Annotated in this window: 24 protein-coding genes, 1 pseudogene and 1 other annotated feature; of the genes and pseudogenes, 18 read left to right on the forward strand and 7 right to left on the reverse strand. The window is 65.6% G+C overall.

Features of this window, described 5'->3' with window-relative positions:
- Positions 1-45: 45 nt before the first annotated feature.
- The 5 genes and pseudogenes from IPI67_23375 (at position 46) to IPI67_23395 (ending at position 4,332) form a co-directional block, all read left to right on the forward strand.
- On the forward strand, positions 46-213 hold the full coding sequence (locus IPI67_23375) for a hypothetical protein (GenBank protein MBK7583127.1): 168 nt from the start codon (positions 46-48) through the stop codon (positions 211-213).
- Positions 214-504: 291 nt separating this feature from the next.
- Positions 505-1,230: a recombinase family protein gene (locus tag IPI67_23380; protein ID MBK7583128.1), complete on the forward strand. Its 726-nt coding sequence runs from the start codon at positions 505-507 to the stop codon at positions 1,228-1,230.
- Between the two features lie 30 nt (positions 1,231-1,260).
- Positions 1,261-2,112: a hypothetical protein gene (locus tag IPI67_23385; GenBank protein MBK7583129.1), complete on the forward strand. Its 852-nt coding sequence runs from the start codon at positions 1,261-1,263 to the stop codon at positions 2,110-2,112.
- 409 nt (positions 2,113-2,521) lie between these two features.
- Positions 2,522-2,695, forward strand: a pseudogene (locus IPI67_23390) (transposase zinc-binding domain-containing protein).
- Between the two features lie 1,166 nt (positions 2,696-3,861).
- Positions 3,862-4,332 (forward strand): transposase, encoded by a 471-nt coding sequence (locus tag IPI67_23395; GenBank protein ID MBK7583130.1) that lies wholly within the window; start codon positions 3,862-3,864, stop codon positions 4,330-4,332.
- Positions 4,333-4,370: 38 nt separating this feature from the next.
- Here IPI67_23395 and IPI67_23400 read toward each other — a convergent pair whose 3' ends face one another.
- The 3 genes from IPI67_23400 to IPI67_23410 form a co-directional block, all read right to left on the reverse strand.
- The gene (locus tag IPI67_23400; GenBank protein ID MBK7583131.1) at positions 4,371-4,625 is read right to left on the reverse strand and encodes a hypothetical protein; all 255 of its coding nucleotides are present in this window, start codon (positions 4,623-4,625) and stop codon (positions 4,371-4,373) included.
- 177 nt (positions 4,626-4,802) lie between these two features.
- The gene (locus IPI67_23405; GenBank protein MBK7583132.1) at positions 4,803-6,788 is read right to left on the reverse strand and encodes a S8 family serine peptidase; all 1,986 of its coding nucleotides are present in this window, start codon (positions 6,786-6,788) and stop codon (positions 4,803-4,805) included.
- Positions 6,789-7,597: 809 nt separating this feature from the next.
- Positions 7,598-7,735: a hypothetical protein gene (locus IPI67_23410; protein MBK7583133.1), complete on the reverse strand. Its 138-nt coding sequence runs from the start codon at positions 7,733-7,735 to the stop codon at positions 7,598-7,600.
- A gap of 129 nt (positions 7,736-7,864) precedes the next feature.
- On the opposite strand from IPI67_23410, the gene IPI67_23415 reads away from it, so the two are divergent.
- Complete coding sequence (locus IPI67_23415) at positions 7,865-8,137, forward strand: hypothetical protein (protein MBK7583134.1); 273 nt, start codon at positions 7,865-7,867, stop codon at positions 8,135-8,137.
- Between the two features lie 468 nt (positions 8,138-8,605).
- Entirely contained in the window at positions 8,606-9,973 is a 1,368-nt protein-coding gene (locus IPI67_23420; GenBank protein MBK7583135.1) for a transposase, read from the forward strand.
- Here IPI67_23420 and IPI67_23425 read toward each other — a convergent pair.
- Complete coding sequence (locus IPI67_23425) at positions 9,945-10,262, reverse strand: OmpA family protein (protein ID MBK7583136.1); 318 nt, start codon at positions 10,260-10,262, stop codon at positions 9,945-9,947. The two genes, IPI67_23420 and IPI67_23425, sit on opposite strands and share 29 nt — an antisense overlap.
- A 392-nt stretch (positions 10,263-10,654) precedes the next feature.
- On the opposite strand from IPI67_23425, the gene IPI67_23430 reads away from it, so the two are divergent.
- The 4 genes from IPI67_23430 to IPI67_23445 all read left to right on the forward strand — a co-directional run bounded on the left by IPI67_23430 (position 10,655) and on the right by IPI67_23445 (position 17,637).
- Positions 10,655-10,831, forward strand: coding sequence for a hypothetical protein (locus IPI67_23430; protein ID MBK7583137.1), 177 nt, complete (start codon positions 10,655-10,657; stop codon positions 10,829-10,831).
- A 435-nt stretch (positions 10,832-11,266) separates the two neighbouring features.
- On the forward strand, positions 11,267-13,378 hold the full coding sequence (locus IPI67_23435) for a hypothetical protein (protein MBK7583138.1): 2,112 nt from the start codon (positions 11,267-11,269) through the stop codon (positions 13,376-13,378).
- 19 nt (positions 13,379-13,397) lie between these two features.
- Positions 13,398-16,274 carry a hypothetical protein gene (locus IPI67_23440; GenBank protein MBK7583139.1) on the forward strand — a complete coding sequence of 959 codons (2,877 nt, stop codon included), beginning with the start codon at positions 13,398-13,400 and terminating at the stop codon, positions 16,272-16,274.
- A 280-nt stretch (positions 16,275-16,554) separates the two neighbouring features.
- A complete protein-coding gene (locus tag IPI67_23445) occupies positions 16,555-17,637 on the forward strand; it encodes a hypothetical protein (GenBank protein MBK7583140.1) in 1,083 nt (360 codons plus the stop codon).
- A gap of 245 nt (positions 17,638-17,882) precedes the next feature.
- Here IPI67_23445 and IPI67_23450 read toward each other — a convergent pair whose 3' ends face one another.
- The gene (locus IPI67_23450; protein ID MBK7583141.1) at positions 17,883-19,103 is read right to left on the reverse strand and encodes a tyrosine-type recombinase/integrase; all 1,221 of its coding nucleotides are present in this window, start codon (positions 19,101-19,103) and stop codon (positions 17,883-17,885) included.
- Positions 19,104-19,125: 22 nt separating this feature from the next.
- On the opposite strand from IPI67_23450, the gene IPI67_23455 reads away from it, so the two are divergent.
- The 5 genes from IPI67_23455 to IPI67_23475 all read left to right on the forward strand — a co-directional run bounded on the left by IPI67_23455 (position 19,126) and on the right by IPI67_23475 (position 24,105).
- Entirely contained in the window at positions 19,126-20,106 is a 981-nt protein-coding gene (locus IPI67_23455) for a transposase zinc-binding domain-containing protein (protein ID MBK7583142.1), read from the forward strand.
- A 682-nt stretch (positions 20,107-20,788) separates the two neighbouring features.
- Positions 20,789-22,023 (forward strand): IS3 family transposase gene (locus IPI67_23460; protein ID MBK7583143.1). Its coding sequence is split into 2 segments (ribosomal slippage): positions 20,789-21,071 and positions 21,071-22,023, totalling 1,236 coding nucleotides; the frame shifts between segments, so codons are not numbered across the junction.
- Positions 21,067-21,183, forward strand: a sequence feature (AL1L pseudoknot). Its footprint overlaps the gene before it by 117 nt.
- A 145-nt stretch (positions 22,024-22,168) precedes the next feature.
- Positions 22,169-22,834 (forward strand): hypothetical protein, encoded by a 666-nt coding sequence (locus tag IPI67_23465; GenBank protein ID MBK7583144.1) that lies wholly within the window; start codon positions 22,169-22,171, stop codon positions 22,832-22,834.
- 17 nt (positions 22,835-22,851) lie between these two features.
- The gene (locus tag IPI67_23470) at positions 22,852-23,646 is read left to right on the forward strand and encodes a hypothetical protein (GenBank protein ID MBK7583145.1); all 795 of its coding nucleotides are present in this window, start codon (positions 22,852-22,854) and stop codon (positions 23,644-23,646) included.
- A 3-nt stretch (positions 23,647-23,649) separates the two neighbouring features.
- Positions 23,650-24,105 carry a hypothetical protein gene (locus IPI67_23475; GenBank protein MBK7583146.1) on the forward strand — a complete coding sequence of 152 codons (456 nt, stop codon included), beginning with the start codon at positions 23,650-23,652 and terminating at the stop codon, positions 24,103-24,105.
- A gap of 191 nt (positions 24,106-24,296) precedes the next feature.
- Here IPI67_23475 and IPI67_23480 read toward each other — a convergent pair whose 3' ends face one another.
- Together IPI67_23480 and IPI67_23485 are read right to left on the reverse strand one after the other, a co-directional pair.
- A complete protein-coding gene (locus IPI67_23480; protein ID MBK7583147.1) occupies positions 24,297-24,746 on the reverse strand; it encodes a hypothetical protein in 450 nt (149 codons plus the stop codon).
- Positions 24,747-24,815: 69 nt separating this feature from the next.
- On the reverse strand, positions 24,816-25,025 hold the full coding sequence (locus tag IPI67_23485; protein ID MBK7583148.1) for a transposase domain-containing protein: 210 nt from the start codon (positions 25,023-25,025) through the stop codon (positions 24,816-24,818).
- Here IPI67_23485 and IPI67_23490 point away from each other — a divergent pair.
- Together IPI67_23490 and IPI67_23495 are read left to right on the forward strand one after the other, a co-directional pair.
- A complete protein-coding gene (locus IPI67_23490) occupies positions 25,020-25,550 on the forward strand; it encodes a hypothetical protein (protein MBK7583149.1) in 531 nt (176 codons plus the stop codon). The genes IPI67_23485 and IPI67_23490 overlap by 6 nt on opposite strands.
- 217 nt (positions 25,551-25,767) lie before the next feature.
- Positions 25,768-26,286: a response regulator transcription factor gene (locus tag IPI67_23495; GenBank protein ID MBK7583150.1), complete on the forward strand. Its 519-nt coding sequence runs from the start codon at positions 25,768-25,770 to the stop codon at positions 26,284-26,286.
- The last annotated feature ends 141 nt before the right edge of the window (positions 26,287-26,427 follow it).

Consider the following 26,427-nt stretch of genomic DNA (forward strand, 5'->3'; position numbering starts at 1 on the left):
TGTGCGCGGTGGCGGATGCGGTGTCTCCACTGGAGGAGGAATCGCATGCCGAAACAGACAACGCTCGACCTGCGAGGTGACGGGCTCGCGACGTTGTGGAAGCGACTGCCGGAACAATGCCGACGCGAAGCCGTCGCCGTGTGGTCGCGGCTGATCGCCGCTGCTGCCCGTCGGACGAGCAAGAGTGAAAAGAAGCGAGGAGGAGATCGATGATGACTGGACCGAGTGGATCGAATGGGGATCGTCTGAAGGTACGAGTCGAGCATCAGGCGCGCCTGGCCTTCGTCTACGTGCGGCAGTCGTCGCTCAAGCAGGTGCGCGGCAACCTCGAAAGCCAGCGCCGGCAGTACGCGTTCGCCGACGAGGCGTTCGCGCTGGGGTGGAGCCGCGAGCGCGTCCTCGTCATCGACGAGGATCAGGGCAAGAGCGGCGCGCTGCCCGGAGCACGCGCCGGCTTCGGCGGGCTGGTGGCCGCCGTTGCCCTGCGGCGAGGTCGGCATCGTGATGAGCCTCGAGGTGTCGCGCCTGTCGCGCAACGATTCCGACTGGCATCACCTCGTGTACCTGTGTCGCTGGACGGGTACGCTGATCGCCGACGAGCACGGCGTGTACGACCCGTCGTCGTCCGCCGACCGCATGGTGCTCGGCATCCGCGGGCAGGTGAGTGAGCTCGAGCGTGACAGCGCCGTGCACCGGATGGTCGAGGCGCGCTGGAGAAGGGCCCGCCGCGGAGAAGCGTTCACGATCCCGCCGGCGGGCTACGACCTCGACGAGCTCGGGCAGCTCGAGATGTCGAGCGACGAGGCAGTTCAGGCCGCCGTGCACCGCGTGTTCCACAAGTTCGAGGAGCTCGGTGCCGGCCGTCAGGTGTACCTGTGGTGGCGCGAGCAAGGCCTGCCGTTTCCCGTGCGTCGCATGTTGCCGAGGTCGCATCCGATCGTCTGGGTTCCGGTCGGCTACCGGATGATCCACAACATGCTGCGCCACCCGATCTATGGCGGCGCCTTCGTCTTCGGACGCAGCGAAACCCTGCGCGAGCTCGATCCGCAGACGCAGAAGCTGTCGCTGCGGCGAGGGCGGCGGGGGATGGTCGACTGGCCCGTCTTGATCGGGGGACCATCATCCGGCATACATCTCTTTCGAAACGTTCCTCAAAAACCAGGAGAGCCTGCGCGCCAACAGCGTGATTCCAGTCCCCGCCGACGAAGCTCACCAAGGAGCCGCTCGTGAAGGTCGAGCGCTTTTGCAGGGCCTGATGCGTTGTGGGCACTGCGGCCGGCGCGCATGTACGTCAACTACGGCGGTGAGCGCGCCGTTCGGACGCTGCAGTATCGTTGCTCGCGTCCGCTCGCCGCCGTCGCAGGGCAGGACTGCCAGCTCATTGGCGGCAAGCGCATCGAAGCGCTGGTGGTCGAGGCGTTCCTCGACGTGTCGGCTGCTGGCGGGATTGAAGCGGCGGCGCTGGCGGGCGAAACGCTGCGGCTCGAAATCGAGGCGACAGAGCGCTCCTGGCACTTGCAGATCGAAAAGGCCGAGTACGAGGCTCAGCGTGCGGAGCGGCAGTACCTGGCAGTAGAGCCCGAAAACCGCACCGTGGCCCGCGAGCTCGAGCGGCGCTGGAACGAGCGCCTGGTCGAGCTCGAAGCGCTGCGCGCGCAAGCGGCGCGGACGCGCAGGACCCAGCGTCCGCTGAGCGACGAAGAGCTTGCCCGCGCCCAGGAGCTCGGAAAAGACCTGCATGAGGTATGGAGCGCACCGAGCACGACCGTGCGCGATCGCAAGCGCCTGCTACGTGCGCTGATCGAGGAAGTGCAGGTCAAGAGCGACGAGAAACGTCACCTGCTGCGCATCGTGTGGAAGGAGGTGCGGTTACGGATCGTGACCTCGTCCGTTACCGCTCAAAGGGTCCTCATGCACACGCCACCTCTGAGGGGAGATCATCGAGCTGGTGCGCAAACTGGCGACGGAGTTCGACGACGTGCAGATCGCCGGCATCCTCAACCGGCAAGGGCACAAGAGCGGCCTGGGACGCGCCTTCACGAAGTCGAGCGTCCTGTCGCTTCGTGGCAGTCACCAGATCCCGAAGTGTCCAACTCCCAAACCGCGCGATGAGCGCGAAGGCCCTTCACCGCCGATCAAGCCGCGCGCGAGCTCGGCGTCTCAATGCACACCATCCATCGCTGGCTCCGCGACGGCACGCTGTCGGGGCAGCAAGCCACCGAAAGGCTCCCTGGCGGATCGTGCTCACCGAAGACGTTCGACGTCGCCTGACCAGCGGCTCCGCGCCGGAGAACTGGGTCGGGCTGGCGAAGGCGGCACGCCGCCTGGCCTGGCAAAGTCGCTCGTTGCCCATCTGGTCAAGCAGGGCAAGCTCCGGGCGGTCCGCACTGTCGTGCGCAACCGCGAGTGCTGGCGAATCGACGTTTCTTCCGCAGATCACGCGCCCCAAACCGACCTCTTTGACCGAATGCGCAACGGTAAGAAAAGGGAACCGTAGTATGTCCGCACGCACGGCTTCGCGCTGCTCGCGTGCACCGACGCTGACTGCAGCGAGCGGAAGCTGGTCGCATTCTCGTGCCACGGCCGCGGCTTCTGCCCGTCATGCCTGGGCCGACGCATGGCGGAGCACACCGCGAACTTGGTCGACCACGTTCTCCCGCCGCGCGTTCCACTGCGACAGTTCGTGCTCACGCTGCCGTTCGAGATTCGCTACCGGCTCGCCTACGACAGCAAGCTGCTCGGCAAAGTGACACGCATCTTCGTGGACACGGTGCTCGGTTTCTATCGCCGCAAGCTCGCAGAGGCCGGGACTCTGCGTGGCACGAGCGGGGCAGTCACCGCGATACAGCGGGTTTCTTCGGACCTTCGCTTGAATCCACACATGCACACCATCGCCCTGGACGGTGTGTTCGCGCCCAACAGCGCGGGCGAGCTGGCCTTCCATGAGCTTCCGTGCCTCGAGACCAGCGACGTCGCCGACCTGATGCAAGTGATCCGCGTTCGCATCCTGAGCTACCTCGTGAGGGCCCAAGTCATCGAGAACGCATGTGAGCTCACGGTGCTCGAGGATACGCTCGCGGAGCGCGAACCCGCTCTGGCGCAGCTCGCTGCCGCGGCGGTCAGTGGGCTCGCACCTGCTGGCTCTGAGCTCCGCCGCCGCGAGCCCGTCGCACTGCGCACGTCACCGGGCGTCGAGGTCGTGGGCTCGCTCTCCGTTACCGACACTGGGTTCTCGCTCCACGCTGCCACCAGCGCGAGCGCGCAGGATGCGACAGGTCGCGAGGCGCTGGTCCGCTACGTGCTCCGACCGCCCATCGCTCAGGAGAGACTCGAGTTCTTGCCCGACGGTCTCGCTCGCATCCGCCTTCGCAGGCCATTCCGGGACGGCACCGTCGCCATCGATCTGGATCCACTGTCGCTGCTGTGCCGGCTGGCCGCAGCGGTGCCGCCCCCGAAATTTCACACCTTGAGGTACGCGGGGGTTCTGGCGGCTGCTCACAAGTTGCGACCGCTCGTCGTTCCGCCTGCGCCCAACGACGATGCCATGGCGGCTGCGCACGGGCATGACGAGGCGAAGCCGAAGCGTCCAGCCACGCATCGCTCTCGCTATTGGCCGTGGGCTCAGCTCCTGAGGAGGACGTTCCAGATCGATGTCGAAAAGTGCACCCGGTGCGGCGCGCCCATGAAGCTCCGCGCGCTCGTCGTCTCGGCGGTCGGCATCGAGAGGATCTTGCGGCACATCGGCGAACCCACCGAGCCGCCGCCGTTGTCGCCGGCCAGAGGGCCACCGTTCTTCCAGAGCCGCGTGCTCCGTCGCGGGCCCGGTGAGCTTCGGGGCGCGGTGCGCGGACAGCGCTCGTTATCGTTTCGCACGAGCGCAGGCGTGTCCTGCACTTCAACGTCACCTCGAGCCCGTCGGCGCAGTGGACTGCCCAACAGGTGGTCCAGGCCTTTCCGTTCGACACCGCCCCGAGGTTCCTGCTCCGCGACCGCGACAGCATCTACGGCGCGTTCCTCCGCAAGCGCATCGGCGACCTGGGAATCGAGGAGGTGCTCACGGCCTACCGCTCGCCGTGGCAAAATCCATATTGCGAGCGCTGGATCGGGACGGTTCGTCGCGATTGTCTCGACCACGTGGTCATCTGGAACGAGGCCCATCTGCGACGGACGCTCCATGAATTTCTCAGCTACTACCACGCGGATCGGACGCACCAGGGACTCGCCAACGACTGCCCGAAGTCGCGTCCCGTCGAGCCCCGCTCGATGGGTCACGTCGTCGAGTTGCCGAGGGTCGGTGGACTGCATCACCGATACGCAAGGCTCGCGGCGTGATCACCTTCGTGCGCATCCCGGGCGGATGTCGCGACGGCTCACGGGCACGCATCACTGCTGGTTGTCGAGCACACAGACCACTCCCCGCTTGCAACCAGATCCTCGATGTACGTGGTCGAACCGACCATGTACGCCACCCCGCTCTTTAGATCGCGGATGCAGCCGTTCTGCGCGTTGATCCCACCCGTGCCGCCCCAACAGGCAATGATATCTGAGCCCGTGAAGCAGTTCTGCTGCTCGTCGAGCCGGAATCCGGCGATCGTCAGGCACTCACTCGCGCAACTCGTCGCCATTGGCGGACACGGTCCCGACGCTCCGTCACCCGCATCGGGTGCCGTCGACGTTTCGGAAGGTGCACACTGCAGCATCAGCAACATCCACAGAAGCAGAAAGCCTCTGCTCCCGGCGTTCGCGATTGGACGAGAGCCCGCGTTTCGGGCGGGAGAGCAGCGCCGACTCATCGTTCCTCCTCAATGAAGGAGCGGATCACCGCTATGGTAGTAGTCCGCGCTCCAGACGACCCGACCGCCAGACGGCACGTTGTATCCGATCGCTTGCATCTCGAGACAACGCCCGCTGATAATCGATTGGGTGAACACAAAATGCGACCTCAGGTTGTATGAGTTATCCCACGCGATGACCTCGGGAGGTCCGCCGCCCGCGGGGCAGGTGTTGACGACCTTGAAATCGATATCTGCGACGCTGTCGAGGTTCGGTTCGTGCCAGAAAGTGGCCCACTTCCACTGCCGGACCCAGCTGCTCTCGGGACCCGCGTCGCCGACCGTCCACTTGACGGTCTGCCCGTTGTACACGGTGACCTGCCTCCAACCCCAACCCCACGGGCCTGTCAGATCATACGACGAGTGCATTCTCAATCGGCCTGCGCCCGAACGCGTCGACATGTAGTCAGTATTGATCTGTCCTGTGTCTGCGTCCCAACCGTCTGCGAGCATCAGCATGTTGACAAGAATGGCTTGAGCTGGCGTCGATGCGCCAAGGTACTGACGCAGGCTTCCCGCAGCACCGGCCGCCACCGGGGCGGCGATGGAGGTTCCCCCAATTTCGTACTGGTAGTATGCGAGATATCCGGAGGAGAACGGCTGGCGGTAGAGAAGACGGATGTTTCCCGGGGTAACCAGATCGACACCCCATGTGCTCGTCAAGAGGCCAGTCCAAGTCCGAATGGGCAGCCCGCCGCGTGATGCTCCGTCCAACATCGGAAGGGCGCGGTAGTCCAGCGAATCGTCGATCGACTTGAGCCCGCTCACTCCGAGGGTCTCGGTCCGAAAAGCTGGCCAAGTCACCCGACAGCCCATCGTTGGCGGGTCGTTGCCGACCGAGAAACTCGAAAGCATTCCGGATGCCAGCGCCGACGCGAGTAGCCCATTCACACCGTCGGGATTGGCGAAGCGGTTGCATATTGTGCTTCCCTCGCCGCCCCCGGAGTAGTTGAACACGTCAACGCCATCCGAGACTGCGCGCTCGATAGCGCGCACGAACGCTTGATTATCGCCGCCCCAGTAGAAATAGATGCGTGCGTCCCGCAGCGACCCGCTCCGGTCCTGCTGCGCCTGCGTGTTCGTACCCGGGTAGACAGAATCCTGCCCGCTCTCGATACTCCCCGAGGCCGCCGCCGTAACGATTGTACCGTGCGCGTCGCCGTTGGGGTTCGATGTCGTGGTGATGGGGCAGCCGCTGACCTTGCAGTCGCGGACCATCATCAGGCGGGTTCCGCCGCCCGCCGCGTTCCATCCAACGTGGCTCGGATTGATAATGTTCGGATCGTAGATTCCGATGCGGATCGGCCCACCGCTTCGGCTTCCGGCGGCGCCGGTGTACCCCCCAAGGTTCATGGTGCTCATCAGCGTGCCCAACCGGACATTCCTGCCCGTCCATTCAGCGTGGTTCTGCCACTTCGTCGACAAGTGGAGTTCCGAGACATCGGGGTGCTTCAGGACCGCTTTCGCGACGGCGACGGAAACTACTGCATGGACCTGATTCACGAGCCACCGCTTCTCAACGCTGGTCGCCCCGTTCGCCGCCAGCCACTCGATCAACGGTTTCTGCAGGGGTTCGAGTTGTTTTTCGCGGCCTGCGATGAAAATCGCCCGCGCTGCGTCGTTGGCGTTGGCGGAGTGGAAGGCGGCCCAGTCGATCGGAGACTCATCGAGCGTGATTGCCACGGCGACGAGCTCGCTGTCCGCCTTCTTCGACAGTTCCTGCAGGACGAAGTCGTTTGGGGCTGTCGCTGGGAGCTTCGGCGCGGCAGCCTCCCACGCCGCCTTCGCGGCCGCGTAGTCGTGTTGCTCGGACGTGAAGATTGCCTCTGACGGCGCCTGCCTGGAAACGGCAGCTCCGTTCCCGACGAGTTGAACGCCGTCCGTCTCGGTAGCCTCGAACGCAGACGCTGTCTGGGACTGTGCGGGATCCCGATTGGGGGATGTCGAACAAGCCACGGCTAGGCACACTAACGACCAGGCGACGCTGTTCGCTCTTCGTCGCACGAGCGTGAGACGCTCCGTGCCGTGAAGTCTCGGACCGTCCGCGCGCTTTATCAAAACGAAAGAAGGCGGTGTGTTCATTCCAACTCTCCGACTTTCCCGGCACCGAGGTGCCGCCAGCTATGCGGCATCCGGCGGAAGCACCGGCGTAGCCGCGAACCCCCGCATGTGCCCCCGGCGCGCTTCTTCGACGCGTTCGAGGCACGCGCGAACTGCACCCGGCACTCAGCGACTCTCCGCAGGCGCCGCCAGCCGACGCCGCAGGAAACGAGGGGAAATCGCAGGAAGTCGCGGCTATCGCGCAGAGAGAGAGAGAGAGCAATTTGCATGCTCGACCCGAGCGTGCCGCGCTGAATACCGATTTCGCTCACGACCAACCCCATCGCGAAGCTATGGGCTCTGCACGTTTGGGTCAAGGCGAGACTGTGAACGCAGTGCGGCAGGTCACATGTCGAGTTGACCGCCGTCATCTGCTGCGCAACGGGACGCGCCGGGGTCGTGGTCAGGGGAGGAGACTGCCAAGAACACGGGAACTGAAGAGACGCGAAGTCCAAGAAGTGGGTGGGACATGTGGCACGAGCCATGACCACGGATGGTGCAAGACCGGTCCTTCGACTCTTTCACCGTGCAGCTCAACCTGGAAGATTTGGCGAGGATTGGCCGCCAAGCCGCACCGTCAAATCGCAGGGCGACGCGCCCGCCGAAAAGCAAAGAGGCAGCGCCCTCTCGGGCACTGCCTCTTCGTCGTCGGGCTCGACTTCTCGTCAGCTCCAGCTACGCGGCTGGCCGTTGCCACTTGCGTGCGCGGGCGGCGAGATGTCCTTGGCGCGGTCGCCGAGGATGGTCGCCTTGCGGGTGACCCAGCGCTCGCGGTCGTAGTTGTCGAGGTTCTTGTTGAGCACGACCTGGAAGCAGGCTCCGGAGCAGCTTGGCGCCGAAGCCTCGGCTTCCGTGGCCGCGTCAGCGGCGTCAGTCGTCGCGTCGGAGCCCGCGTCAGCACCTGCCGCGCCGCCGGCGACACCCTGTGCCGGATGAACAAGCCGGAAGAGGCGTGGCCGCACTACGTGACGGGCTTCGAGCTCGGCCCCAACGATCCGAACCTGATTGCGCTGGGCATGCAGTGCCTGTGGGATCACAAGGCGATCGAAAATCACCACGACGAGTTGCTCGACCTGGCGGAGAAACACCCGGGGTCGTGGCTCAACTACTTCGCGATCGAGATCGTGTACCGAGGCGAAGAGCACAAGGGCGTCGAGAAGAAGTACCGCCCGCGGGGCTACGACGAGGGGCCGAAGAAGGATTGATGCCTCCCCTCGTCGCCGCTTCGCGGCGCCGGTCCCCTCCTGACGCGGCAGCGCGCGCCGGCTGACGTCGCGCCAAGACCACGGCGCCCCGCCGATGGCGCGCGCTGCGCGCGTGGAGGGGACGCGTCGCTCCGCGCCTGTGACGACGTCGCTTCGATGACGGCGGCGGATGGGCGCCGGTGCCACGAGTGGCGATCGCCACCGGCGAAGGCGCTGTCGCCACCTCTCGGCGTGGGTGAAGTCGTCGAAATCGCAGGCGGGCGTCGCGGGCACGCCTGTTGCGAAGGCATGCCTCGTGTCCGGCACGCCGACGTACGCACGCCGCCGCCCGGAGGCGACCGCGCTCCACCAGGTCGTGCGCGACAATCTCCTCACGCTCTACGCTGCGGCGGAGGACGGCTTCGCCTCGCCGCTGTACAGGCGCGAGCTCGCGGCGTCCCTGGCGGCAAGAGCGGCGCGGTCACGGTCGTGCAACGCGTCAACTCGGACTTGCGACTCAGCCCGCACCTGCACTCCCTGTTTCTCGACGGAGTGTTCACCGAAGACGAAGGCGGCGAGCTCGTCTTCCATCCGCTGCCCTTCCTCACCAACGACGACGTCGGTGGCATTCTCCAGATCGTGCGTGCGCGCGTCCTCGCGCTCTTGCGGCGCAAGGGCGTGATCGAGGACGACGCAGTCGCCCGCGACGCCAAGCTCGCTGACAGCGAGCCCGCCCTCGCCGCGCTCGCAGCCGCGTCCGTCACCGGCACGCTGCCCGCAGGTCCCGCCCTTCGCCGTCGAGACCCCATCCAGCTCCGCTGCGAGGCGGAGCTCCACACCAAGGCCCTGTGCGCCACGGAGGGTGGCTTCTCGCTCCACGCCGCAACGACGGCGAGGGCCGGCGATGCCGCGGGACGAGAGGCACTGTGCGCCCCTTCGGGCATCACGAAGCGCGTCAAGTACATCCTGCGCCCGCCGATCGCGAACGAACGCGTCCAGCTCCTTGGCGACGACCTCGTGCGCCTCGTCCTCAAGAGGCCGTTCAGCGACGGGACCTTCGCGCTCGACCTCGACCCGCTCGCCCTCCTGGTGCGGCTCGCGACCACGGTGCCACCTCCCGGCTTCCACACCGTCAGGTACGCCGGCGTGCTCGCCGCCGCCAGCAAGTGGGAGAGCCCGAGTCGTTCCCCCTCCGCCGTCGCCGGCACCCTCGGCGCATGCAGAAGGCGACCCGAGTTGCACGACGAGCTGCGCGACCTGCAGCCCGAAGGCGAAGGACAAGCCGGCCACCCATCGTTCGGGATATCGCCCCTGGCGGAGCTGCTCATGCGCGCGTTCAAGATCGACGTCGAGCGCTGCGACAACTGCGGTGGGCGAATGAAGCTCCGTCACCTCGTCATGGCCACGGCCAGCATCGAGAGATACCTCGCGTGGCTCGGCGAGCCGTCCGATCCGCCACGCCTCGCACCCGCACGCGGTCCACCCTACTTCAAGCACCCCGCCATCCGCCGGCGGCTGGCCCGACCCTGGCGAGCCTGCTCAGGCGGAGCTGTTCGACGCGCACTGACGCGCGCTCGAGGACGCAGACCTCCGTCCACTGCCCCGACTCGAGGACCTGCCCCCGAGCTCAGGTTCGAGCGAAGCACCCAACGGCCCCTTGGGCCCTCGACCACGCCGGCCGGAGCCTTTCTCGCAACGACCTCGCCCTCTCTGGCCCCTCGCTGCCTCCGCGCGCCCTCCATCGAGGGTGCTTCAGAACTCGCGCACCGGCGTGCTAAAAAGCAATGCTTTTTCGTGCTGCCGACAAAACGTGCGTTCGCGTCGACGGCTACTCACACTCGCGAACGACGACCTTGAAGGTCACTCGCGGACCCCCGCTTCCTTCATCCTGGTTGCTCCCGGCATCGACCACGGCGCCGCGATCGACAGGGATCAGCCGCCTGGCCTTCACCCCATTCCGGACCAGGACCTCGATCACACTGTTCGCTCGCGCGATTCCCAGGCCCACCGTCCCCTCGGAAGGGTCGGCGTGGCCCTGGACGCGCACCAGGAGGTAGCGTCGCTCAACCGACTCGGCCAGGCTCTTGAGCTCTGCGAGCTGCGCCTCGGGAACCGTCGCCGAGCGAAGCGGAAAGTCAACTGTCATCCGAATTCGGTAGCCTACGAGATCACTAGTGCACTCGTGCCACTGACCGTCCGCGGGGAGCCCCGCGTCGTGCGGCGGTGGGACTGCCTTGGGTGTCGCGCTTGTGAGCGCAGGTGAAACGGCTGCCTTGGGTGCTTCAGAACCGGAGCAGCCTGATTGGGCGCCGGCCACCACTAGGGCGCAGATCCGAATCAAGCGCACGGGCAGCTCCACGACACAGACCGAGCACAGCACCGGCGGCCCGGGACGCAACCCATTTCTTCGCGCAAGGACACTGCGCTTGACGATCGCCGTATCCGGGCTGAACACTCCCGAGCGATGGCGGCGAAGCGAGCGCCCGGCCGGCCGAGAAAACGCGAGACCAAATTCTCGCGCTGGATCGATGCCTCGAGATGACGCGCGACGACGTGGCCGTCGCGCTCGGGATCAACCGCACTCACCTCGACAAGGTGTGCCGTGGCGCTCGGCGCCCTGGGCTCGCGCTCGCGCTTGGGATCGAGAAGCTGACGCAGAGCGCGATACCGGCGGGGGAGTGGCTGAAAGTTCGGATCGAACGGGATGGTCCGTAGACCTACAAATCATCGTCGTCGTCGGGCCTGTGGACTTGTGGGCAAGCCGCAGGCTTGTCCAAGCGCTTGGGGACAAGCAAGCCGGGCATGGTCGTGAAGTGACGGCTTGTCCCCAGGCGCGGCAAGTCCACAGGCCACCCGCAATCGTCGTCGTCGGGGAGGCGGAGTTGTCGCTCAGCAAGCCCGATCTGCAGTTGGCCCCTCACCGGACGATCCGCGCAAGCGCTCGCACAGCTACCCGCATCGAAGGAAAGTTGAAAGCAAGAGAAAGGCGCGAGCAAGTGGGGTCGGTCACAGCCAGACGGTGAGCACACGCCACCTGCCGAGGTAGGACGCGCCCCCACACGCGTCCGGCAGAGTTGAGCGCTGTCGGTGAGCATGGTTCGCCGGTGAGCGAGAATCTCTCAGTCGGCGAGTTCTATTGGAGGTGGCGGGATGGCGACGAGGTTCTGTTCAGCGGTGTTTCCTGTCGCGCTCATCGCGGCCTCGCTGCTCGCAACGGCTGCAAGGGCGGCTCCACTTCAAGTGCGCCTGGCCAATTGCGAGCCCGTGGTAACCGGCTCGCTTGGGGCAGGCTTCACCGGGGATGGCGTGGGCAACCTGCCCAGCACGCGGAAGATGGTGGTGCGCTTTGCGTACGTGCTGGCAAATCCGAACGACAACAAGCTCGCGGCCATCTCCGACACCGATCGCGTCGAGGTGTGCGCGATCTCGGCGGGCGGTGTGCGGGTCTGCCCCGGCACGGGTGACTGGGTTATCTACGACAAAGCGTCCGGCACGGGTGCCATCACCGAGCCCGACGTCTTCAAGAGCGTCGCTGAAGCCACAGGCAGGACCGAAGCGTTGCTCGCCATCGACTTCGACGACCCGCTCACCAAGGACTGGTTCTTCACGGTCCACCTGCCACAGGAAGCGAAGGATGCGTTCGGAGATGCATCGACCAACGGTTTCTGCCCTATGTGGAGCCGTCTTTCGCCAACGTCTGGACCGCCAACGCCGATCAGCGTGTACGGCGCCGCGCCGACCGCGAAGCCCGTTCGCAGCGCTCGACGTTTGCGTAGATGGTTCGAAGGTGCACTGGAACCTGCCGGGCCCGCCGGTCGGCGAGAACATCTGCATGCCGCCCTACGTGCCCGAGTGGATACGGGCGGTCCTGCTGGCGGAAGACGACGCGCAGAGCAGCCGAATCCAGGTCGCTGTCACCGTTCCAAACGCGCCATTCCTCGCCTCGTTCAACGGCGCAGTAGCCGGCGCGCCTCAGCCGTACCGCGACTTCGTCGGACCCCACCGCGGCGGCACGAAACGCGCATCCCAGGCGGTGCCTTCTTTGGTCAGGTGAACTCTGCTCAGGCGGTCAACGTGCTCGCGCCGCCAAGTCAGCAAGCCCTTGCGGCCATGTCGGGCGTGCAGCTGTACACGCATGAGTACTTCCACAGCCTGGCCATGGCGTGGTCGCGAGAGCATCCGGGCGTCAACGCCCACCTCGGTGTGCTGAGCGAGCAACTGGCCGCCAGCAATGAGCTGAACCTCTGCCTGCAAGGCTTCCCAGGGGCAACGCTCTTGCCAAGTGGAGACAACCGCGGGCAGTGCGTTTCGGCCGGGAAGTTTGGGGTAGACCACGGAGCAGGGCCGTACCTTGGCATCCACCTGCTCGACTTCCCGAGCGTCAACGCTGTCACGGAGCCATACGTTTCGGCGTTCTTTCTGCGCTACCTGCAAGAGCAGTTCGCGTATCCGACGCCGCAAGCTCCGCACCCTTCGGGCGCCACTTCGCAGTTCCCGCGCGTTGCCGGTGCCAACCTGCTTCCACTAAGCCAGCGGCCGATTTCTGACGAGGGAGTCGATCTCATCGGCCGCCTGCTCCAGGACTTCGCCACGAAGCCCGGAAGCACGACGGCCGTTCTGAACAACAGTCTGCTCCAGCACCTCGGGCGCAAGCTGGACGATGTCGTCCTCGACTTCCACACGGCTATGGTGTTGAAGGACTACAACGACAGCGACGCGGTCGATGCGGACGATCGCTGGCGCTTCGATTGGACGCAGCTCGGCGGCTACTACTCCACGGCCCGGCTGGCCGACGGGAAGCCCTTCTTGCCGCGTGCGAGCCTGATCGAAGAAACCTGCAACCCGACCGCGACCATCTGCGACGGCCTCCGGCGCGTCACTCGGCAGCACGACTCGTTCAGGGTAGTCGGCGGCGTGGCCGTTCCGGATGTCTTGCCGGTGGGCTCTTCGGTCTCGAGCCCACTGCCCGTCGGCATCGGCAAGCATGGCGCGGCGTACTTCTCGGTCGGAGTCGACAACGCCTGGGCGGGAAAACTCCTGAAGGTTAGCGCGACGGTTCTCAGCGGAGATCCCCAGCCGGCGTTCCGTGTCTTCCGAATCGACGAACCGTCTCCGGGCAAGCGCGTCGCAGTCCCGCTCTGTAAGGCGGGGATCGGCGAGGCGTGTTTTCCGCAAACGTCCTACACCGGTGCCGCGACCGTGGACGTGCCCGTGGCGATTCCCCGCGTCCGGGACGACGCGCGAAGTCATCGCTCTGGCTAGCGGGCGTCAAGGGCCTGCCGTGTTCAACTGGAGCATCGGCCAGATTCAGCCGAAGCTGACGATCGTAGAGCCGAGCATGTCGCTGCCGGCGCTCGTCGGCACAGGCTCGCTCCGCCGCAAATTCGCAATCAAACTGTCGTTCACGGACCAGAACAACCAGCCGATCCTCGATCCGAGCCTAGGCAAGAGCAAGCTCCAGATCATCGCGTCCGGCCATTCGATCAGCACCTTCACGCTGTGGCCCATTTCGGGCGGCGCGTACCTGATCACTGCTGAGCTCCCGCCAAGCGCGTACCCGCCCCCTGCGGCGTGCACACCCGCAACGCCATGCAAGTTCGACTTGACGGTCTCAATGCACGGGCTGACGGCCACCAACCTGGAAGCTCTTCACTACGGCTGGCCTCAAACCGAAGCGGTTGTCCTCAGCATCGACAAGAGCGCCAGCATGTTCCCCTTCAAGCTGCAGGACGCGAACGTCGCTGCTAAGGCTCTGGTTGCCTCGTTCTTGCCACCGGCGGGAACATTCCTCACCACCGCTGCCGGGGTCGTCTCGTTCAATCACGACGCCGATACCGAGCTCATCGACGGCGGCGCCATGGCAGCGGTGTCCGCTGCCAATCAGTCGCAGTTCAACTTGGCGATTGACGGCCTCGCATCCGGCGGCGGTACGAGCATCGGGGACGGCGTCTTCGAGGCACAGTCGGCCCTGACCCTGTTCGACAACCCGGTTCTGTTCAAGCCCGACCGACTCTCCATCGTCCTTCTGTCCGATGGCGCGAACACGGACCCCTCGACTGCGCTTGACTACTTGGACAAGCCATTCCCGCCGGCGGACGACGACCGAGGCCCGCCCTGGCACCCTGACACGAAGAACTTCCGACTGCGCAACGGCACTCTGCCCGTGCCTGTGATTTCGTCGATCGCGATCGGGCAGGATGCCGACCTTTCTGAGCTCGATCGCCTTGCCCGACGGACCGGAGGCACTCTGCTGTACGTGCAGGAGGCTGCGCCCACGGGTGGCAACTGGATCGCCGACGCCATCGACGCACTGCTCAGTCTGTATGGAGGTATCGGTTCGTTCGATCGCGTCCTCAGCGCCAGGACGAGCGGCGGCGTCCATTCATTGAGCGTCGAGACTCGAGCAAAGGACTTGCGGGTCACCATCGCGAGCGGAGTCGCCGGCGCTGGCGTCGGAACGCTGCAATCCCCGTCGGGCGCAGAGGTCCCTCCAAGCGGCATCAGTGAGGAAGGCCACTCGACAACTTTCCGCGTCGAGAATCCCGAACCCGGCAACTGGAGCGTCTCGGTGCCGCCGCTCTCTGACATCGCTGCGCCCGTCGTGCTCGTCGAGGGCGCAGTGCGAAGCCCCGTTCAGGCTTTCACCCAATTCGACGTGACAGACGCTCTGCCGTTCTCGGAGGACCCTACCGCAGGTACAGGAGACGAGCTTCGAGCGTGGGTCGGCTCGGATCTGTTCCTGCGGTCAGCGGTGATCGACCAAGGGCCGCTCGTTAGCTGCACGATGCAGGCCTGGCTGACCCTGCCTGATGATTCGACCGTCGGGCCCTTCACACTCTCGGACGACGGGGAGCACGGCGCCGGAGAGCCCGGCGACGGCCTCTTCGGCGCGGCCTTCTCTCGGACCAGAGCGCCCGGACTCTACTCTGCGAAGGTCCTCAGCACGTGCGACCTGCAGGACGGAAGCGTTGCCACCAGGGAGACTCGGCGTGGCGTAGCTCTCACGGCGCTGCCCGACGTGAACGGCGACGGCGTCCCGGACCGTTGGGCGGCCGCGTACGCACTCGCAGACCTTGGCGATGCAGACGACGACGGACTCATAGACAGCGAGGAATTTGCGGCGGGCACCAACCCGCGCGCCAGCGACAGCGACGGCGGGGGCGAGTCAGATGGTTCCGAGGTGGCCGCAGGTCGGAATCCGCGCGCCGCCGGAGATGATCTGATCGATTCGCCCGTCCTCGTCCCGATCGCCGGCAACGGCTTAACTTACCTTCCTGCCGGGATGAACGATGCCGCCGCCACCTATCGAGTCCAGCGCGCGGGCGCAGCCCACGGGCCTTTCGTTACCATCCCTTCCGACGCCTTGACGGGTCGACCGTTTGCGCTGGACCCAGCTTCCCCGAACGACGTGGTCGCCTGCTATCGGATGCGCGCCGAGCGAACCGCTGTGACCAGCGGGTGGTCCGAAGTCGCGTGCGTGACGCCGCGGATCGACCCTGTACCGCCGCGCGTCGCAGTGGTCGCGCCACCGACGACGATTCACTCGCGGAACGTCACTCTGGAGCTTGGCCTGAACGATCCGCTACGCGCAACGGATGGCCCGAATTTGGCCATCGACCTCGGCGTGATCGCGAGCGGAGTCGAATCAATCAGAGTGTGGTTCGGCAATGGCCCTCCAAACGGGGTGGCGTGGCAACCGGCCACATCTCACCTCGACCTGCGACTACCAGATGCGAACTCGACCTCCGTCAAGGTGCAGGCCCGAGACTTTGCTGGAAACGTCAGTCGGACCTCCACGATAATCTTCACGCGGCCCCGGCTTACGTCACTCGACCGCGCTCTGTCGCACGAAGAGCGTGCTCAAGACTTGATGGACCAAGGTGACGTCACGGGTGCTCGTTCCGCAATCCTCTTGTCGCTCCCGGAGGTCGAGCAGAGCTTCGCAAAGGCACTCGCACTGCTGACGAAAGCGCACGGCGACCACGCAAACCTCGTGAAGATCGTGGTTACGCTCGCGAAGATCCGAGCGCTGAAAGTCGTGGCTCTCGCCCACCTGAAGCCGCACAACCAGGCCAAGGCTCGGGAAGCGCTGAACGAAGCCGTCCAGCTTGAGGTTGCTCTCGCAACGCTTGCAGATCGGGAGCACGTCGGCCTTTGACTTACAGCGCATTGAGTCGCGGTGCGTTGGTCGCGTTTGCTTTGATCAGTCACGGGTGCGGGAACTCGGGAGCTGAGGGGGGTACCGGCGGTGCGGCGGGTAGCGACGCGGGGGGCGGCCTTGGCGGCGCGGCTGGGGCGAGCGGGACCGGAGGCACACTGGGATGCGTCGACATTGCGATTTCCCCGAAGCTCCTCGACGAGCCGGACCGGTGGCTCATGGGGAAAGCTTCCCCTGTAAGCGGCAGTCTCTGGGCAACGGCGAAAGGGGTCCACTACGCTTGACCGGATATCGATTCTATCCAGAAGGGACCACGGGGCAGTTCCTGGGTGACACGGTGCAGTGGTTGATCGTGAGTACGTTTCACCCAGACACGGGGAAACTCGCCGAGAACAACCTGTTCCAGCTGATGCCTAACGGTCTCACCGCGGACTTCTCCGGAGTCCGGTCCTTCGCTGGGCGCGAGGACGAAACGTTCGCCGTTGGATACGACTACGCGGAGAACAACAAGCTCCCGCCACGCGCGTCACTAGGGCGACTTGGAGACACCGATGTACTCAAGACAGTGCTGCTGCCAGCGACACCGGATCCGAGCGTCATCGCATTGCAGACAGCAGCGGCATGGGACGGCGAAGCATTCGCGCTCCACGCTTATGGCGCGCCTCCACAGTTCACGCTGCACGTCGGACGCATGAACGACCAAGCAAGCGTGATTCTCCCGCTCACCCAGTTCGGCCAAACAGCCAGCGCCGCAACGCCCGGCTACGTCCTCGGCCACCGAACCTCAACCAACGCCACGAGCGGTCGAACCTTCGTGTTCGACAGCGACGTGGTGCAGGTCAATGTCCACGATCGCGCAGGCGCCGCGCTGCCGTTCAGCCCGGTGGTACTCCAGCCACCGGGCGCGCCGCAAAGCGGGTTTTCGACCGGCGCTGTTTCGGCGGACGATTTCGGTGGCGCGTGGTTCGTATACACGTGGATCGCGCAACTCGATCGCGCCATCGAGATTGTTCACATGGACGACAAGGGTGGTATCGACAAGTACTTCGAGTCCCGCCCACCCAAGAGTGACATCGGGTACTTCAAGGTCCACGCGATGACGGCGCGAAAGGAGAGCGCCCTGATAGCGAGCGCGACGTTTTACGGAGTGTACACGCTTACCGTCGATGCCTCGGGCGTATCGGAGCCCACGCTCGTCGTGCAAGGGCTCGACACCGAGCACGACTTGCGCGACATGGAGCTCATCGACTTCGGAGGCGAGACTTGGCTGAGCTACTCCGAGAATGCCTCGAACCCGTACTTGCGAGTACTGAAGCTCTCTCCGGGATGTGTCTACCCGGCCTCCACCCCATCGGCCAAGTGAGAGCGGAAATGACCGTCCGTTTGCGCCGCGGCTCGATCGCGGTGAGTCGGTGTCTTCTTTGCCGACGTTTGCCGGATTGCCTCCGCCAGACGCAACAGTGGCGCCCGTGGCCATGCCGCGGCTGCCGGCGGCTTCGCCGCCTTGGGCAAGCACGGCGGCTCGTCGCTGAACCCCGCGGCCGCTCGCTGCTTGCCCACACCCGCTTGGACAAGCGTTCGGCTTGCCCACATGCCCCGCAGGCCCGACTACGACGATCGAATGAACTCCCCGAGCAGAGCTCGCGCGCCAGCGACATCACCATTGTCGAGCAACCTCACCGCGTCCTCGATCTTGCTGCGCACCCATGCTGCACATGCAGCATCCCGCGTCGCCGCCAAACCGTTGCTCGCGCCACCCACCGGAGTGACGTCAGCGGCCAGCACCGGACACCCGCGATCCTCCACCGTTTCTCCCCGTGGCACTCGTTGACACTCTTCCAGCCGCTCGTGTCCCGATCCCTCCACCCTTTCGTAAACCGTAGGTCTCGAGCTCGAGTCTCGGAGCTGGCTCCAGGAGATCGTTGCGGAATCGCGGACGGCTTGCTGCACGGGTGCAGCAAGACATGCAGCAAACGCAACGGTTTGGAAGTGGGGCTGGAGGTCGAGCCGAATAGTTTCGATCGCCTTCCGCATGACCTCCAGGTCGGTCGCGCTGTAGTGCCGCTTCCGGACGCTCTTGCCGGCCTGGCCGAGGAGGCGATCGACGATGTCGCCGGGGACTTCGTTCGCCTCGAGCCAGCTCGCGAAGCTCCGCCGGGTGGCGTGGAAGTCGATCGGGTACTCGCCGGCGTACTTGGTGGGGCAGCCGGCGGCTTCGAGGTCTTCCCGGAGGAGCTCGGCGCTTCGGGGGCGGTGCGGGTGCCCGTGCTGGTCGGGGAAGACCGGGTCGGTGGGTTGCGGCTTGCGGCCGACGAGCAGGACCCAACCGGTGGCCTTCCAGGTCTTCAATGCCTCGGCGGTGAGCGGGTGCAGAGGGAGCACGCGGTGCGCGTACCTGGTCTTTGGGCGGGTCGGCGTGCGCGCGCGCGTCGAGACTTGCTTGGCGACGCGGACGGTCGAGTCGTCGAGGTCGGTCCAGGTGAGCCCGGCGAGCTCGCCGTCGCGCATGCCGCTGGTGAAAGCGAGCAGGTAGCGAACGCGGCGCTCCTCGGGGAGTTTCTCGGATTTCAGCAGCCGCGGCGCCGGTCCCCTCCTGACGCGGCAGCGCGCGCCGGCTGACGTCGCGCCAAGACCACGGCGCCCCGCCGATGGCGCGCGCTGCGCGCGTAAAGGGGACGCGTCGCTCCGCGCCTGTGACGACGTCGCTTCGATGACGGCGGCGGATGGGCGCCGGTGCCACGAGTGGCGATCGCCACTGGCGAAGGCGCTGTCGCCACCCCTCTCGGCGTGGGTGAAGTCGTCGAAATCGCAGGCGGGCGTCGCGGGCACGCCTGTTGCGAAGGCATGCCTCGTGTCCGGCACGCCGACGTACGCACGCCGCCGCCCGGAGGCGACCGCGCTCCACCAGGTCGTGCGCGACAATCTCCTCACGCTCTACGCTGCGGCGGAGGACGGCTTCGCCTCGCCGCTGCCCAGCTTCGTGAGGGAAGAACTAGAAGGTTTCATCGACTGCGGCGTGCTCGCGCGTGGATTCGCCGTGCTCGCGTGCCCTGACTGCCGCGAGCAGAAGGTCGTTGCCTGGTCCTGCAAGGGTCGTGTCGGCCGCCACCAGCGTGGCCTGCGTGCCCAGGCTGAGCAGCATGCCGACCGCGCCGCCTCCCGATCCACGTCGCACGACTTCCCCCGCGACTACCCTGGAGATCAGCCGAGTGATGGCGCTACCGACGACGGCGCCCTTGGCCTCGTCCCAGGCGCGCTGGGCCTCGCGATCCACGGCCACGATGCCCTCGAGCTTCTGCCACCTCCCGTCCAGCGCGAACTCCGGGATGTCGTATTGCCCGCGCGCCTTGCCCAGCTCGGGATAGCTCACCCAGGTCACCAGGCCCTGGGCGGCGAGCGCGCTCGCGCGTTGGTGATCGTGGGGCGCGAGGTCGCCCGAAACCATGGTCAGCGCGAGTCCGATTGGCACGCGCTTGGCGACCTTCGCCGGCACCCGGCCGAAGCTCACGATCACCAACAGCTCCGCGAGCTCATCCTTGGACGGCGGTGCAGGCTTCGGGGGCTCGGCCTCGGGCGGCTCCTTCTTCTCCGAAGGCGCCGCTTCATCAGGCTGGGCGTCCGGCACCTTTGGCTTGGGCGCGGGCGCCGGAGCGGGAGGCGGCGCGAGCTTCGGATCCGCATCGCCCAACAGCGCGCGAATGCGCGGCGAGCGGTAGCTCGCGCTCTCGGCCAGCCGCCGGATCGGCTCATCCAGCGAGCGGTAGCGTCCATACTTCAGCGCCTCTTGTCCTGCCTCCCCTCGCGTCGCTTCGCTCCGCGGTCCCCTCCTTAGCCGGTGAGCGCGAGCGGGTGCGTCTTGCCAAGACTTCGAGCGTCGTGCCGATGCTCGCGCTCACGCGGCTGGAGGGGACGCGTCGTTCCGAGTGTGGCCCGCCCCGGCGACGCCAGAGTGCGTGGGGATGCAGGTCACGACCGTCGCGCTCACACAGCCAGGGAAAGAGCGCTCTGCGAAGCGGTGTTCTCCCAAGTTGACGGGTGTCATTTTTTTTCACTGCCATCGAGCTACACCGAGCGGGGCGAGGGGCACGAATCGGGGAGGAGGCCACGATGAGCAAAGATTCCACACGACACCGGAGGCTGAGACGCTGGCATGCGCTAGGTGTGATTGTCGGGGTCGGCGTCCTGGCCTCGACCGCTGGTGCCAGGGCCGTGGACTCGACTGGGGTCATCGTGGAGACGATCAACAACTACACGTGGTGGCCGGGTTGCGGTGCTGGGAATTGCGACACGATATGCAATTCCGAAGGTTCCTACCTTGAGGGAATCCTCACTCTACCCGGCACGGGTTACACCCCCGCTCGTCCACTATATGGACAACAGCGTATTCGATAGGGACTTCCACGATCCGCAGTACACCGGGAATGGCGCAGACAACGACACCTACAACTTTGACAGAGCTGGTGGTGAATCGGCCCGGGATTTCCGGAGGCTCCATATGTTGAGAGGATGGAGTCATGGGACGACGGAGCAAGTTCTCACCGGAGGTCCGGGAGCGCGCGGTCGGGTTGGTCTTGGAAACCGCCGGCAAGCACGAGTCGGAGTGGGCGGCGATCAGCTCGGTGGCGAGCAAGATAGGCTGCACGCCGGAGACGCTGCGCAAGTGGGTGCGCCGTGTCGAGGTTGATGCGGGCAAGCGGCCAGGGCTGACTACAGCCGAACGCGACCGCCTCAACGAGCTGGAGCGGGAGAACCGCGAGCTGAAGCGGGCGAACGAGATCCTTCGGAAGGCGTCAGCGTATTTTGCCCAGGCGGAGCTCGACCGCCGACCGAGGTGATGGTGAACTTCATCGAAGACAACAAGGAGGCCTACGGGGTCGAGCCGATCTGCAGGGTGCTGCCGATCGCCCCGTCGATGTTCCACGAGCACGAAGCTCGACGCCGAGACCCGGAACGACGTCCTGCGCGTGCCAAGCGCGATGACGTTCTGTGCGCTGAAATCCAGCGCGTGGAAGAAGAAGCGTACGACGGTGCCTACGGCGCCGAAAAGGTCTGGCGACAGCTTCACCGCGAAGGCAGGACCGTAGCTCGCTGCACAGTCGAGCGATTGATGCGCCGGATGGGCCTCAGCGGGGTCAGACGGGGCCGTGCCTTCAAGGTCACGACTATCACCGACGAGTCGACTGCTCGGCCATCGGACCTCGTCCAGCGCGAGTTCCATGCGACGGCACCAAACCAGCTCTGGGTCGCGGACATCACGTACGTCGCGACCTGGGGTGGGTTCGCGTACGTCGCCTTCGTCATCGACGTGTTCTCGCGCTTCATCGTGGGCTGGCGCGTCTCGCGCTCCTTGCGCAGCGACCTGGCCCTCGATGCGTTGGAGCAGGCATTGTACGCCAGGCCGCACGACGACGGCCTGGTGCATCACAGCGACCGAGGCGTGCAGTACCTCTGCATTCGGTACACCGAGCGACTCGCGGAAGCCGGAATCGAAGCGTCGGTCGGCAGCGTCGGCGACTCCTACGACAACGCGCTCGCCGAGTCGGTCAACGGGCTCTACAAGGCGGAGGTCATTCACCGCAAAGGTCCGTGGCGCAACGTGGAGGCGGTCGAGCTCGCTACGCTCGAGTGGGTGGATTGGTTCAATAACCGTCGCCTCTTCGGGCCTATCGGACACGTGCCCCCAGCTGAATTCGAGTCGGCGTACTATCGCAATCAGGAGAGCCCAGCCATGGTGGTTGGATTCATGTAATCGAGTCTCCGGAGAACCCGGGGCGGTTCATGGTGCAATCTCCTACGTCTGCGCTCATGGAATGTGCGGAGATGTGACTGCTACCACGTGCAACACTGATTCAGACTGCCCAGCCGGCTCATACTGCCCGCTTTTTCCTCCACTTGTGCCGATCGTCGAGACGAAGGTGTGTATTAAGGAGAAACAGCGCCAGATTGTAACTTCCTCGACAGTCTCTTCACACGGCAATCTAGTCAACTACGGGCGGACCTACCCGGGGGCAACGGTGAGCACCATCGGCCTTGGTGAAGACGCTGCAAGCGGAGCCTTCGCTGGTGCGGGTACCAACGGTGGAACGAACGTCGCGTTCATTGTCAACAGCTGTGGGTTAAGGGCGAGGTATTGGAACGCAGCTACGGTCAAGTTCTTCGCCGGGGTCCACTCCGTCCACATGTTGGTCCCTGTCGCTGCATGGAAGGACCTGAACGGCTTTCTCTATACTTCAGACGCCCGAACCGAGCCGCAGCGCGGCATTGACGTCGCGATTGCTGCCGTCACCAACCCCAACTCAGCCGTGGCGTCAGCCTGGCTCAATTCGACGCAGGCTGGATACGGCTTCACGAGCGTTCCAATTGGCGGTGGCACTCCAGCCAACCACTCGTGGGGCTGCATGATGAGTATCGGAAGAGGGCATACTCAGGCCGACGCGAACTGGCATGCCAATCAAGAGACCTGGGCACAGGCCAAGAGCGAATCGAACGATGCAATCGGCAGCGCCTACTCCCGCGCGAGCATATACTGTAACTACGACTCCGTTCTGTACGGATTCTGAGGAAGGAGAACCTCACCATGCATCGATTCACACTAGCGTGCGTCTTCCTCGCCCTCGCAGCGTGCACGGCGTCGCCGGCCGAACCCACCGGGAGTTCCTCGGTTACCGTCGGTAGCCCGACTCTCACAGAGTACGTACACCTCTTCAATCATTCTCGATTTGCGATCGGTTCGCCGACCTATCAGAAGTCGGAGGCGAGTATCGACAAGGTCATCGGCGATTGGGGCGTGTTTGGCACAGACCAGAAGACGCGCAGCGTGCTTGCGCTGCCGAATGCCGACGCCCCGTCTCGCGCGCGGCCCGCCCTCACCACCGACCCTGCGGTGCACAATGCAGCTGTTCGCAAGTACTTCGTCGATGCCGGGCTGCCTGCGGATGAGGTCGATTCGGTATCCGTGCACACGATGGCTAGCGCGAGTGGCGCCGGATCGGATCCCCCGACATCGTGGGAGTTCGAAGCATACACGTCGACGATAAGTCGACAGTACGATGGGGTGCGCGTGGTCGAGTCTCATGCCTGGGCGCAGTTCAATGACCTAGGTGAGGTCGTCACCGAGTCCGTCTACTGGCCCGAAGTTTCAAAGAGCGTCGCCATGGCGGCGACCGCCTTCCGCAAACAGCTAGAAGATCCGGCTGCCAAGGCGGCGTTCTTCGCCAAGGTGCCGGAGGGCGGCCGCCTGGTGATCCATCACACGCCCGCGGCGTGGAAGGGGACGTTCAGTGCGATGGTGTCGTATGACGTTGGCGGTTTCGGCAAGACGAAGCACTACGACGCTAGTGGGTGGAGCTTCACGCTACCCCACGAGGGATGAGAAATGCGCGCGTGCACAAGGGCATGGGTCGGAACGGCCATTGCCCTCATGCTGGGTAGCGTGAGCCCTGCGTGCGAGGAAGGTGCGAGCAAAGAGGCTTCGGGCGGTTCCGGTGGAAGCAGCGCGAGCGACGCGGGCGACGCGGGCGAGCCTTCCGAGGCGCCCGATGGGGACGGCAATGCTGGTGAGCCGCCGCCGCCTGATCCTGGTTGTGCCGCGCTGAAGCAAGGCGATAACTGGCCGACGGGCGCGTGCGTCGGCGGCGCGATCTGCAAAGGCAGCTACTTCTATCATTGTCCCGACGGATACGTTGCCTTGGGCATGCCGTGGTCATGCCAGTGTCCAGGCGGCACCTGGCTCTGCAAGAACGACAACACCGGGCTCGCTTTCCCGGACTGCTCCGAGCACCAACTCGACGGTGGCCAGGACGCAGCATTGGACGCACCGCTTCAGGACTAACCACGACGGGCACTTTGGCCATCTGTCGGCGGCGACTAGCAGCCAGACCATGACAATCAAGTGTGTCGTTCTGGCAAGCGTGTCCCTTCGGCAAGCGTGCGCAGGCCGATTTCCGCGGCATTTCGCGTAGGGCGCAAAATGCCCGCGCCGCGAGCTCGGGCCCAGCCTGTTCGGCGCCGGTCGCGAGCGCGTCAGGCTCGGGTCGGCTCGGGCAACGACTTCGGGGACCCGCTCTCAGCAGCCTCGCTCATGTCACCGTGGATCGCTTCACGAACGACCCGCTCGGTGATCTCCTGGAGGTGCTTGCCGAGCTCCTCGGCGAGCGCGAGGAACTCGGGCCACAGCGTTTTGCTCTGAAAGGACTCGGGCGCGCGGACCTGCACCGTGCTGTAGCGCTGCCTGTACTCGCGGTAGGGCTTGAGACCATAGCGGCGGCAGAGCGCCAGGAACAGCTTGCGCTTCCACGGGTCGGACAGCGTGTACACCATGACGATGTCCGGCTCGCGCGAGCGAAACTCTGCGAGACGGGCGCGAATGAGCTCGGCAGCGAGCCGCGCCGCCTCGCGCTCACCGGCGCTGGTGGTGCCGGCGTGGAGCGCCTCGATCTTGCGGAGCTTGTCCTGAAGCGTGGCTTCGTCCATGGCGCGACGTAAGCTAGCCGACTTCGTGCAGCTCGGGGAGTAGGGCGTGGTGGCGCCGAGGTTGAAAGGCTACGCGGCTTCCGCGACGGGCCGCTGGTAGTTCCAAGGGAGCCACTCGGCGGGATCGGCTGCGACCTCTTTCGGGTGCGCCATCAGCGCGCGGAGGTAGTCGAACGGATTGGCGCCGCACAGCTCGGCCGTGTGGATGAGGCTCATGAACACGTCGCCGACGTGAGCGCCGCGCTCGGTGCGATAGAAGAGCGAGTTTTTGCGATGCATGATCGCCTTCTTCAGCGCACGCTCGCAGATGTCCCGCTCGCCCTCCTGGTGCGGCTCGCGACCACGGTGCCACCTCCCGGCTTCCACACCGTCAGGTACGCCGGCGTGCTCGCCGCCGCCAGCAAGTGGAGAGCCCGAGTCGTTCCCCCTCCGCCGTCGCCGGCACCCTCGGCGCATGCAGAAGGCGACCCGAGTTGCACGACGAGCTGCGCGACCTGCAGCCCGAAGGCGAAGGACAAGCCGGCCACCCATCGTTCGGGATATCGCCCCTGGCGGGAGCTGCTCATGCGCGCGTTCAAGATCGACGTCGAGCGCTGCGACAACTGCGGTGGGCGAATGAAGCTCCGTCACCTCGTCATGGCCACGGCCAGCATCGAGAGATACCTCGCGTGGCTCGGCGAGCCGTCCGATCCGCCACGCCTCGCACCCGCACGCGGTCCACCCTACTTCAAGCACCCCGCCATCCGCCGGCGGCTGGCCGACCCTGGCGAGCCTGCTCAGGCGGAGCTGTTCGACGCGCACTGACGCGCGCTCGAGGACGCAGACCTCCGTCCACTGCCCCGACTCGAGGACCTGCCCCGAGCTCAGGTTCGAGCGAAGCACCCAACGGCCCCTTGGGCCCTCCGACTACGCCGGCCGGAGCCTTTCTCGCAACGACCTCGCCCTCTCTGGCCCTCGCTGCCGCCGCGCGCCCTCCATCGAGGGGGTGCTTGTAGAACCTACGCGCTTGCGCTCCGGCGCCTTGTTTGACTGCGAGCTGATCCTCCTGGACGTGAATCTTGGCCGGGAAAACGGGATCGCCGTCTGCCGGCGCTTTCGTGAGCTGGGTTATTCCGGCGGGATCATCATGGTGAGCGGGTTGGGTGAGTCTCAGGTCAAGGCGCGTGCGCTCGACGCCGGTGCCGACGACTACGTCACGAAGCCGGCGACCGGGGACGAGCTTCGTGCGCGGTTGCGATCGGTGCTCCGGCGCGTTCAGCCGGCGGCCGCCGCGAGTCGCGCCAGTGGATTGCGTCTGGGGATGGTGCTCGCGACCCTGAATTCCGCGAGTGATCGCCGAATGTTGAGGAAGCTGGTCGCCGCGGCAGGAGTACCGGTAAAGCGCGCCGAGCTGAAGGCCATCGTGCTCGAGAATCCGGAGGCCAGCGACAAGGCGCTGGAGAAACGCATCGAACGGTTGCGCGACGTCGTCGAGCCGCTCGGCGTGCGCATCGAGACAGTTGCCGGCATCGGGTACAGCTGCCCGACTCGCTTCGACTGACCTCGCGCCGATTGCGCGTCGCGCCAGCACACGCCTGCGCACACTGTCGTACAAATGTCGGATTTTGTCGGTTGACTCCGCATCGCCGCGAGAGACCCTAGGCACACCTTGGCAGGGGGCGGCCGGGGTCGGGGAGGAACG

This window comes from Myxococcales bacterium, from assembly GCA_016706225.1.
In the GTDB taxonomy this organism is placed as follows: Bacteria; Myxococcota_A; Polyangia; order Polyangiales; family Polyangiaceae; genus JADJKB01.

Excerpts from the sequence above, each read along its gene's own strand:
- IPI67_23400 (MBK7583131.1), bottom strand. The coding sequence starts at position 4,625 with ATGGCGACGAGTTGCGCGAGTGAGTGCCTGACGATCGCCGGATTCCGG.
- IPI67_23380 (MBK7583128.1), top strand. The coding sequence starts at position 505 with ATGAGCCTCGAGGTGTCGCGCCTGTCGCGCAACGATTCCGACTGGCAT.
- IPI67_23490 (MBK7583149.1), top strand. The coding sequence starts at position 25,020 with ATGCATGATCGCCTTCTTCAGCGCACGCTCGCAGATGTCCCGCTCGCC.
- IPI67_23485 (MBK7583148.1), bottom strand. The coding sequence starts at position 25,025 with ATGCATCGCAAAAACTCGCTCTTCTATCGCACCGAGCGCGGCGCTCAC.
- IPI67_23430 (MBK7583137.1), top strand. The coding sequence starts at position 10,655 with ATGACGCGCGACGACGTGGCCGTCGCGCTCGGGATCAACCGCACTCAC.
- IPI67_23480 (MBK7583147.1), bottom strand. The coding sequence starts at position 24,746 with ATGGACGAAGCCACGCTTCAGGACAAGCTCCGCAAGATCGAGGCGCTC.
- IPI67_23375 (MBK7583127.1), top strand. The coding sequence starts at position 46 with ATGCCGAAACAGACAACGCTCGACCTGCGAGGTGACGGGCTCGCGACG.
- IPI67_23470 (MBK7583145.1), top strand. The coding sequence starts at position 22,852 with ATGCATCGATTCACACTAGCGTGCGTCTTCCTCGCCCTCGCAGCGTGC.
- IPI67_23415 (MBK7583134.1), top strand. The coding sequence starts at position 7,865 with ATGAACAAGCCGGAAGAGGCGTGGCCGCACTACGTGACGGGCTTCGAG.
- IPI67_23475 (MBK7583146.1), top strand. The coding sequence starts at position 23,650 with ATGCGCGCGTGCACAAGGGCATGGGTCGGAACGGCCATTGCCCTCATG.
- IPI67_23425 (MBK7583136.1), bottom strand. The coding sequence starts at position 10,262 with ATGACAGTTGACTTTCCGCTTCGCTCGGCGACGGTTCCCGAGGCGCAG.
- IPI67_23435 (MBK7583138.1), top strand. The coding sequence starts at position 11,267 with ATGGCGACGAGGTTCTGTTCAGCGGTGTTTCCTGTCGCGCTCATCGCG.